The 7,781-nt window shown below is 67.2% G+C and carries 11 protein-coding genes; 6 read left to right on the top strand and 5 right to left on the bottom strand.

Annotated elements, in window-relative coordinates:
* Nucleotides 1-1,634 (top strand): LamG-like jellyroll fold domain-containing protein (locus tag AC1D01_RS13595; RefSeq protein ID WP_477867003.1); only part of this gene is annotated, 1,634 nt, incomplete at its 5' end.
* A 67-nt stretch (nt 1,635-1,701) separates the two neighbouring features.
* Here the strand turns inward: AC1D01_RS13595 and AC1D01_RS13590 are convergent.
* Nucleotides 1,702-2,571, bottom strand: a complete 870-nt coding sequence (locus AC1D01_RS13590) for an NAD(P)-dependent oxidoreductase (RefSeq protein WP_477867001.1) — start codon at nt 2,569-2,571, stop codon at nt 1,702-1,704.
* A gap of 150 nt (nt 2,572-2,721) precedes the next feature.
* Between AC1D01_RS13590 and AC1D01_RS13585 the strand changes: the two genes are divergently transcribed.
* Nucleotides 2,722-3,504 (top strand): helix-turn-helix domain-containing protein, encoded by a 783-nt coding sequence (locus AC1D01_RS13585; protein ID WP_477867000.1) that lies wholly within the window; start codon nt 2,722-2,724, stop codon nt 3,502-3,504.
* On the opposite strand, the gene AC1D01_RS13580 is transcribed toward AC1D01_RS13585, so the two are convergent.
* The gene (locus tag AC1D01_RS13580; protein ID WP_477866999.1) at nt 3,492-4,226 is read right to left on the bottom strand and encodes a hypothetical protein; all 735 of its coding nucleotides are present in this window, start codon (nt 4,224-4,226) and stop codon (nt 3,492-3,494) included. The two genes, AC1D01_RS13585 and AC1D01_RS13580, sit on opposite strands and share 13 nt — an antisense overlap.
* Nucleotides 4,227-4,322: 96 nt before the next feature.
* Complete coding sequence (locus AC1D01_RS13575; protein ID WP_477866998.1) at nt 4,323-4,541, bottom strand: hypothetical protein; 219 nt, start codon at nt 4,539-4,541, stop codon at nt 4,323-4,325.
* 96 nt (nt 4,542-4,637) lie between these two features.
* On the opposite strand from AC1D01_RS13575, the gene AC1D01_RS13570 reads away from it, so the two are divergent.
* Nucleotides 4,638-5,195, top strand: a complete 558-nt coding sequence (locus tag AC1D01_RS13570) for a hypothetical protein (protein ID WP_477866997.1) — start codon at nt 4,638-4,640, stop codon at nt 5,193-5,195.
* On the opposite strand, the gene AC1D01_RS13565 is transcribed toward AC1D01_RS13570, so the two are convergent.
* Nucleotides 5,135-5,938, bottom strand: a complete 804-nt coding sequence (locus AC1D01_RS13565; RefSeq protein ID WP_477866996.1) for a DUF6597 domain-containing transcriptional factor — start codon at nt 5,936-5,938, stop codon at nt 5,135-5,137. The genes AC1D01_RS13570 and AC1D01_RS13565 overlap by 61 nt on opposite strands.
* Before the next feature lie 144 nt (nt 5,939-6,082).
* Here AC1D01_RS13565 and AC1D01_RS13560 point away from each other — a divergent pair, with 144 nt between their 5' ends.
* A complete protein-coding gene (locus AC1D01_RS13560) occupies nt 6,083-6,487 on the top strand; it encodes a DUF3224 domain-containing protein (RefSeq protein WP_477866994.1) in 405 nt (134 codons plus the stop codon).
* Nucleotides 6,488-6,563: 76 nt separating this feature from the next.
* Nucleotides 6,564-6,833, top strand: a complete 270-nt coding sequence (locus AC1D01_RS13555) for a hypothetical protein (RefSeq protein ID WP_477866992.1) — start codon at nt 6,564-6,566, stop codon at nt 6,831-6,833.
* Here AC1D01_RS13555 and AC1D01_RS13550 read toward each other — a convergent pair.
* Nucleotides 6,824-7,303, bottom strand: a complete 480-nt coding sequence (locus AC1D01_RS13550) for a PEP-CTERM sorting domain-containing protein (protein WP_477866990.1) — start codon at nt 7,301-7,303, stop codon at nt 6,824-6,826. The genes AC1D01_RS13555 and AC1D01_RS13550 overlap by 10 nt on opposite strands.
* On the opposite strand from AC1D01_RS13550, the gene AC1D01_RS13545 reads away from it, so the two are divergent.
* Nucleotides 7,302-7,781: DUF2784 domain-containing protein (locus AC1D01_RS13545; RefSeq protein ID WP_477866988.1), on the top strand; the 480-nt coding region annotated here is incomplete at its 3' end. The two genes, AC1D01_RS13550 and AC1D01_RS13545, sit on opposite strands and share 2 nt — an antisense overlap.

The following is a 7,781-nucleotide window of genomic DNA, read 5'->3' as shown; positions in this document are numbered from 1 at the left end:
GCAGTGTCTTCGTCGACTGGTCTCAATGGTTCATCGGCATGAACCGCACCGGGCTCTCCACGGACCGGGTCTACGCCAGCTGGGACCTGGCGATGGAGAACTGCCTGCTGGCCTACGCAGTGCTGGCAGACGACGTCGACACCTTCAACTGGGTCCAGGACTTCTACGTCCGCGGCGGCACGAACGGCTCGCTCGCCAACTTCGCGTACTACCGGCACCCCGGCAACCTCGTGCAGACGCAGGAGTCGGGCCGTGACCAGGGGCACAACACCCTCAGCATCATGCTCGCGACGAACCTGGCCGAGATGGCCTGGAACCAGGGTGTCGACTTCTATGGCTGGGACAACAACCGGCTCCTGGGCGCCGCCGAGTACGTGGCCAAGGCCAACCTGATGAACCCGGCGACCCAGGCGGCCTACGTCGTGCCCTTCGTGTACTGGCAGAACCTGCACTGGCAGGACGCCGAAAACGGCTTCTCCACCGACGCGCTCGGCCTCCTGCGGCCGGAGTGGACGGTCGTCCACGAACATTACGTGAAGCGCAAGGGTCTCTCGGCGCCCTATACGGAGGCGATGATGAAGCTCGTGGGCAACGAGACCGGCCCAGGCGGGAACGCCAGCGGCGGGTACGACGGCCTGGGCTATGGCACCTTCCTGTACACGAGGCCGGCGGCCTGGCAGCCGCTCGCGATCGCGCCTGTCCTGACCGGCAAGGCTCGCGCGGGGAAGGCGGCGCTGGACTGGTGGGGCAGCGCCGGGGCCCGCCGCTACGACGTCCTGCGTTCGCCGAACTCCGGCGGGCCGTACATCGTCGTGGCAAGCGGCGTCACGGACCTGCTGACCTATGTCGACCAGCCGCAGGTGCCGGGCACCTACTACTACGCGGTCGTCGGACAGGACAACGTCGGAARCACGACGGCCCGCTCGAACGAGGTCGCGGTCGCCGTCGGCGGGACGCGCCTCCTGGCGACCCTGGGCTTCGACACCGACACGACACCCTACGAGCACGACGCGGCGAACGGCCGCGTGGTCGGCCGGCTCGTGGGCGCGGCCAAGCGCGTCGCCGGAAAGAAGGGGAAGGCGGTCGACCTCGACGGCGCCAGCGGCTACGTCGAGCTGCCCGACGAGATTCTGCGCAATGCGGGTGACTTCTCGTTCGCGGCATGGGTCTACTGGCGCGGCGGCTCGCACAACCGCATCTTCGATATCGGCATCAACTCGACACGCTACCTCTACCTCACCCCCGGAACGGGCGACGGGCGGGTCATGGCGGCGATCAGCCTGTACTCCTACGCTTACGAGCCGCAGAGCGGCGTCGTCGGCGGCAGCCTGAAGCAGAACGAATGGCACCACGTCGCGGTCACGCTGTCGGGCACCCCCTGTGCCGATTCGAGCGCGTCCACGTGCCCTGCGGGCAAGGGCGGCAGCACCATGACGCTGTACGTTGACGGCAAGCAGGCAGTGCGGACGGACGGCATCCTCTTCGCGCCCGCCGATATCGGCTACACGCGCAACAACACGCTGGGCAGGTCCCAGTACGGCTCCGACGCGCTGTTCAACGGGATGCTGGATGACGTGCGGTTCTATGACGGCGCCCTGAGCGCGACGGAGGTGGCGACCCTGTACCAGCAGTGAGTCCGGCGGACGCGGCGGCTGTTGCTTTTGACGCGTCAGCCCTGCAGGACGCGCATCTGGTATGTCGCTACGGCCCTGCCCGCAGCACCTTGATCAGTGCCGCCAATTCCTCCGTCTCCAGTCCCGCCGCCGCGGCACGACGCAGCAACTGCGCCACGAACGCAGGAAACTCGGCATTGATACCTGCGTCGCCCGCCGCCCGCAGCATGCGCTCCACCGCCTCGATCGAGATCGTCATCGGGCTCTGCGTCACCTCGAAACGCCCCTCATGGATCATCTTCCCCTCGTGCTTGAGGAAGTCGCCGAAGCTCGATGAGATTCGTGCAACGACCTCACCGTACGCGTCGACGCCGATGCCTTCCACTTCGCTGATGCGCGCTCCGTGCAAGAAGCCGATGATGGAACCGTAGAGGTACGACAGCGTCGCCAGGTCCATCGTGGCCGCAGCCCCGGCGGATTCTCCGAGGTAGATCAGGCCGCCGCCGAACAGCCGCAGCAGCGGTTCGGCGCGACGGTAGGCGTCGTTCGCGCCAGACACGAGGATGGGCGTGTCCGGCGTTCCCATCTGGGCGGGCGCCGCCTGGAGCGCGCCATCGACATAGGCGCCGCCGTGCCTCTGCACCCAAGCCTCGCCATCGCGCGCCTCCTGCGGGCTGCCGGTCGTCAGCTGCACGACGACGCGGCCCGCGAGACCGCTCGCCACGCCGTCATCGCGAAGAAAGGTGTCGGCGGCCGCGTAGTCGTGCACGCAGATGACGACGAACTCGGCCGCCCGCACGGCCGCTGCCGCGCTGGCGGTGCGCAGGGCACCTTGGCGCACCAGTGCGTCTGCCTTGGCCGCGCTGCGGTTCCACACGTGAACGCGGTGGCCGGCACGCAGCAGCAACTGCGCCAGCGTCGATCCCATCGTTCCCAATCCCATCACGGTCACATCCATAGAGTCCTCATTGGCAGTAAGCCGGCTGTGCGCCGGGCAAGCGCACAGCGCGCCTGCGGGGCAAGAATGCGGCCGATGCGTGGCGGCCGTCGCTCACGAACGGACGTTTCCCGGACACGTTCGGACGCTGCTGCTCAAGGAAGGAACACGATGGTGATGAACTTGCGGGTCGAGCGCCAAGCCACATTGCCGGGCCCGGCGGCCTGGGTGCCCATCGCCGACCATCGCGTCAAGCTGCAAGCCGGCCCGCCGGTGCGCGGAACCTGCCGCACGCGTGACTTCGTCGCCCGGCACGGCGAGATCGACATCGTCCCGGCCGGCATGTCCGATGCCTGGGAGGAGCACGACGCGGGCAGCACGTTGACCCTGCACCTGCCGCACGCGCTGCTGCGACGGGCTGCGCAGGAGATGCGCTTGCCCGTGGGCCGCGCGGCACTCGCACCGCGGCATCAGTTCCGCGATGCGCGCATCGAGCACATTGCGTGGGCGCTGGACGCCGACCGCCTGGCCGGCTCGCCGAGCGGCCGCCTGTTCGCGGACTCTCTGGGCGTTGCGCTGGTGGTGCACCTGCTCGGCCACTCGGCGGCCACCGCGCGGCGCGAGCCGGCGCCGCTGTCGCCGCAACAGCTGCGCCGGGTGGTGGAGCATATCGACGCACACGTCGCTGCCGACCTCTCGCTCGCACGGCTCGCAGAGGTGGCGGGAATCAGTGCGTCGCACTTGAAGACGGTGTTCAAGCGCAGCACCGGCGTGCCGGTGCACCAGTTCGTCGTTCAGCGGCGTGTCGAGCGGGCGGTGTCACTGCTGCGCGGCGGCGAGATGCCGGCCAGTGAGGTCGCGCTCGAGGCAGGCTTCGCGCACCAGAGCCACATGGCGCGCTGCATGCGCCGGCTGCTTGGCGTCACCCCGACACTGGTCAGTCAGGGCGCCTGAACGGATCCGGCCATGCGCGGATGCAGAGTCTCCTCGTGAGGTGGCCAGCAATGCATGCCGCCGCCGGTCTCGCCAAGGGCTTTGCGCCAGACCTTTTCGGGAAACAACCCGCGCTCGCTCAAGGCGGAAAGAAGCTCCGGACCGCCGTGCGCTTCTGTCGGCACGCCGACGCGCTGTGAGCGTTCCCGCACGCTGATGAACAGATAGTCTGAGTCGTTGATTCCGCCGTCCAAGAAGCACACCCTGGTGACGTCGGCCCAGCGGAACTGCTGATTCCAGCCGTGCTGCGAATCGTCCACCACGCGGATCCGGACCTCAGTGTCGTCGAACTCGACGCTGACCCGTTCGCCGACTGACATTGGCAGCTTGGCGAAGCCGAATCGCGTTGCCCACAGGTACTTGGCCGCGAAGCCGCCGAAGACCACGCAAAACAGTACGGCGTTGACCAACGATCCATCGCTCTGCCGTCCCGTGTAGACCGGCCCCGAACGCAACATGTCGACAAGGTAGGCGAGGCCGCCACCGATCACACCCAGGGCGATCAAGCCGCCGAAGATATGCGCGAACCTCCCGCGCGCGATGCACATCGCGGAGATCGCGAAACAGAATGCGGCGGGCAGCCAGCGGAGCCAGGAACCGTCGTCCCCAGATGCCCAAAGTGCCAGCATCAGGCCGAAGAGCGAGGCGAAGACGAGAAGGATCAGTCTGAAGGTCAGGGACATCGCGGCGAAGTATCCGTGAAGATTCTGCGAGAGCCTTGTTGATTCACTACTCGTGGCGGCGATGGAATGTCGTTCAGAACGTCGAGCTGGCCTGGCTCAAGAACTGCGCAGGCCCATTCGATCCTCTGTAGCAAGCTTGGACCGCGCATGGAATGCCCGCTCGATGAGGCCTTTGGCGACGGCATTCTTGGCTAGCGGATTGAGCGAGAACGGTGCCTTCGGGGAGAACGAGACGTTCGCGCCCAGCTCGCATGGCTCGATCAATCGCAGCGTCACGCGCGGTGGGTTCGCCAACGTGGTTGAGCTGACGTTCATGACCAGTTGCCCTACCATCGCCCCCTGCGCGGAGCCATCGGCCCGCAGTCAGGCGCGATCGTCGGCGACCGATGAAGCTCGAACCAGAGTGCGCTCATGACATGCCACCCCACCTTCCCCGCCGCGCTGCAGCCGGCCGCATTGGATCTGCTTCGCACACTCTGCGTTGCAGACCTTGCGCCGGCGATGCAGGGCTTCACGGTGCTCGTTCAGGGAGAAAAGTTGTCTGCTCCCTACCGCGTCTACTACGAGCCGGCCAATCTTCGATCGGCAATCGCAGGCTCAACCGGCGACACCCGAATGCTCGCGCTCTGCCTCGGCAGCAGGCACTGGGACGGCTACATCCGCGAGGAATGCGTACGGGAGCTCGTTGCCGTTGGCCGGCCCTGGGTCGTGCCATTCGTCGTCCAACTGATTGGCGAATACGTCGTCGAGATCGTCGAGGCAGCGGCAGCTACCGTCATCTCCGACGCGAGTTCTGCGCAGTTCGCCGATTTTGTGCGCGAGAACCCGGCATTCATGGCAACCACGAGGCGGCGGGTCACGAGCTACTGGGCCTGCTACTACCGCAGCCGCTTCCCGGCGCTTCAAAGCTACCCGGCTTTCGTGGCCCTCGAGGCCATTGAGCGATTCCCCTTGACCGCCGTCGCGTAGTCTGCCGGCGTGCGCCCCACCAGCTTCCGAAAGTCCGCAATGAAATGCGCCTGGTCGAAGTAGCCCAGATCCTGTGCCAGCGCTGCCCACGAGACCGGCTCGCCGGCCTGCACGCGGGCGACGGCCTCGTGCAGCCGGTAGCGCTGGATCACCCATTTGGGGCCGACCCCCACGTATTCGGCAAACAGCCGTTGCAGCGCGCGCAGCGTCAAGCCGTGGCGTTCGGCGAGGTCGGCGGCCGCGACGAGCTCGCGATCGTCGACGATCGAATCGACGATGTGCGCCGCCAGCAGCGCCTGCGGGTCGGGCCTGGGCACGCGTGGCGCGAGGAAGCGCTCGGCGGCTTCCACGGCATCGGCCATGTCCTCATGCCCGAGCACGTCGGCCAGCACCCGCGCAGCGTCGCCGAACAGCTCCGCCAGCGGCAGGTGGCGGTCGGCCAGCTCCGACACCGGCCGCTGCAGGATGCCGCGAAACGCGCCGGGACGGAACTTGATGCCGAAGGCCTGCGAGTCGCCCTCCAGCAAGGTCGTCCAGCGGCAGGTGTGGACGCCGTGGGCGGCCATGCGGCCGGGCTCGATGACGATGTGCACGTTCGGGTGCGGCAGCGTCTCCTGCACCTGCGGGGGCTGGCCGGCAAGGCGCCAGCGCACGCGCCAGAAGTGCTCGACGGTGTCTGCCAGCCCCGGCGTCGGCGCGGCCCGCTCGTGCGTGAAGGCGCCCTCGGCGACACGGTGCAGCACGCCGCGCGCTTCTTGCGCGACCTGTCGTCGCGTTTTTCCAATCGGCAGCGCGGGAGGGGGCATTCCAATGCGGGCATCGCCAAGTCCGGACGATGATGCCATGTCCCTCGACCACGTTCTCGCACCCATCGACAGGAGATCACCATGAGTACACGCCACGCCACCGGCCCCTTCGACGTGGCGCTCGCGCCGCAGCCGCTCAGCGACGTGGCCGCGCCTGCGGGCCTCGGCCGCATGTCGCTCGACAAGCGATTCCACGGCGAACTGGAGGCCACGAGCCAGGGCGAGATGCTCTCGTGGCGCGACGCCGCCAAGACCTCGGGCGGCTACGTCGCGCTGGAACTCGTGCGCGGCACGCTCGCCGGCCGCGAGGGCAGCTTCGTGCTGCAGCACAGCTCGACGATGGCCGCCGGCGTGCCGCAGCAGTCCATCACCGTCGTGCCGGGCTCGGGCACCGGCGCGCTGGCCGGGCTCTCGGGGCGCATGGAGGTCGTCATCGGCGAGGGCGGTGCGCACGCGTATCGGTTCGACTGGGGCTTGCCGGATTGAGCCACTTCCGCAGTTTCGGAGAAGCGCTGTCGAACCGTGAACGATACAAACGCGGGTCTCAAACCAAGGAGATCACATGTGCCACGGTATCGAACTCGCGAGTCGCCAGACGGAACTCGCTTCCAAGTGGAGCCACTGGATCCGCCAGTCCCACCGCTGGCTGTCGATGGCTTTCACGCTGACGGTCGTCGCCAACTTCATCGTGCGGGCCCGCGGCGAGCCCCCCGCGTGGGTGACCTACTCGCCGCTGATCCCGCTCTTCCTGCTGCTGTTCAGCGGCCTCTACATGTTTGCGTTGCCGTATGCGAGGCGCTGGCGCGGCACTGGCGCTCTGCGTCAGACCTGACCTTCGGCCGAGCGCCGCCGCCGCGCCTGCAACACAACACCCACCAGCCCCAAACCCAACAGCATCGCCATGGCGGGCTCAGGCACCGAAGAAGCAAGCGTCATCGTTCCACGCCATTCGGTGTTGCCGTACAGGTACCCGCGAACGTCGTAGTCGCCGATGAGCGAGTGATTGCCCAGCGTGCCGAAGAAATACGCCGTGGGGCGCGTCAGGTCGAGGCTGGGGTGCGTCACCTGCATCGCCACCGAGTCGCCGACCACCGACAGCGAGGTCACGTTGCCGACGACGGCACCTTCGACGAACACATGGCCGTAGAGGCCTGCCTTGGCATCGAACGAGTCCAGATCGATGGTCACCGGGCGGGTGAACAGCGGGCCGCTGGGGACGGGGTTGTTCGGCCCGCCGTACACCGCGCCGAAGAGCCAGCTCCCCGTCCAGGTGCCGAACAGGTCGGAGATCTGCGCGGCCATGGCCCCGAACGAGCTCACGGACAAGGCCGTCCCGAGGGTGGCTGCGGCCACCATCTTTCCAAATCGATTCGACATCCCGATCCTCCCTGCAATTGTTGGTGATTCAATGGTAAGCACGAATTGCACCACTCCGGATGACAGCCCGATGCCGTATCAAATGCTTGCCAATGCCGTGCTCCTGCTGCACCTCGCCATCGTGCTGTTCGTGGTCGGCGGCCTGGTGTTGATCGTCGTCGGCAACCTGCGCGGCTGGTGTGCGGTGAACTCGCTCTGGTTCAGGCTGGTGCACGTCGGCACCATCGGCATCGTCGTCGCCGAATCATGGTGGGGCATCGAATGTCCGTTGACCACGCTCGAGATGTGGCTGCGCGCCCAGGCCAAGGTCTCGACCTATTCGGGCGGCTTCATCGAGCACTGGCTGCAGTCCGTCCTGTTCTGGGATGCGCCGCCATGGGTGTTCACCGTGGCGTACTCTGTG

This window comes from Rhizobacter sp. P3_B12 (assembly GCF_056402895.1).
Note: the sequence above shows the minus strand (reverse complement) of the source record. Positions and strands in the feature narration are given on the sequence as shown.

Excerpts from the sequence above, each read along its gene's own strand:
- AC1D01_RS13555 (WP_477866992.1), top strand. The coding sequence starts at position 6,564 with ATGTGCCACGGTATCGAACTCGCGAGTCGCCAGACGGAACTCGCTTCC.
- AC1D01_RS13590 (WP_477867001.1), bottom strand. The coding sequence starts at position 2,571 with ATGGATGTGACCGTGATGGGATTGGGAACGATGGGATCGACGCTGGCG.
- AC1D01_RS13585 (WP_477867000.1), top strand. The coding sequence starts at position 2,722 with ATGGTGATGAACTTGCGGGTCGAGCGCCAAGCCACATTGCCGGGCCCG.
- AC1D01_RS13580 (WP_477866999.1), bottom strand. The coding sequence starts at position 4,226 with ATGTCCCTGACCTTCAGACTGATCCTTCTCGTCTTCGCCTCGCTCTTC.
- AC1D01_RS13550 (WP_477866990.1), bottom strand. The coding sequence starts at position 7,303 with ATGGCCGCGCAGATCTCCGACCTGTTCGGCACCTGGACGGGGAGCTGG.
- AC1D01_RS13570 (WP_477866997.1), top strand. The coding sequence starts at position 4,638 with ATGACATGCCACCCCACCTTCCCCGCCGCGCTGCAGCCGGCCGCATTG.
- AC1D01_RS13575 (WP_477866998.1), bottom strand. The coding sequence starts at position 4,541 with ATGAACGTCAGCTCAACCACGTTGGCGAACCCACCGCGCGTGACGCTG.
- AC1D01_RS13560 (WP_477866994.1), top strand. The coding sequence starts at position 6,083 with ATGAGTACACGCCACGCCACCGGCCCCTTCGACGTGGCGCTCGCGCCG.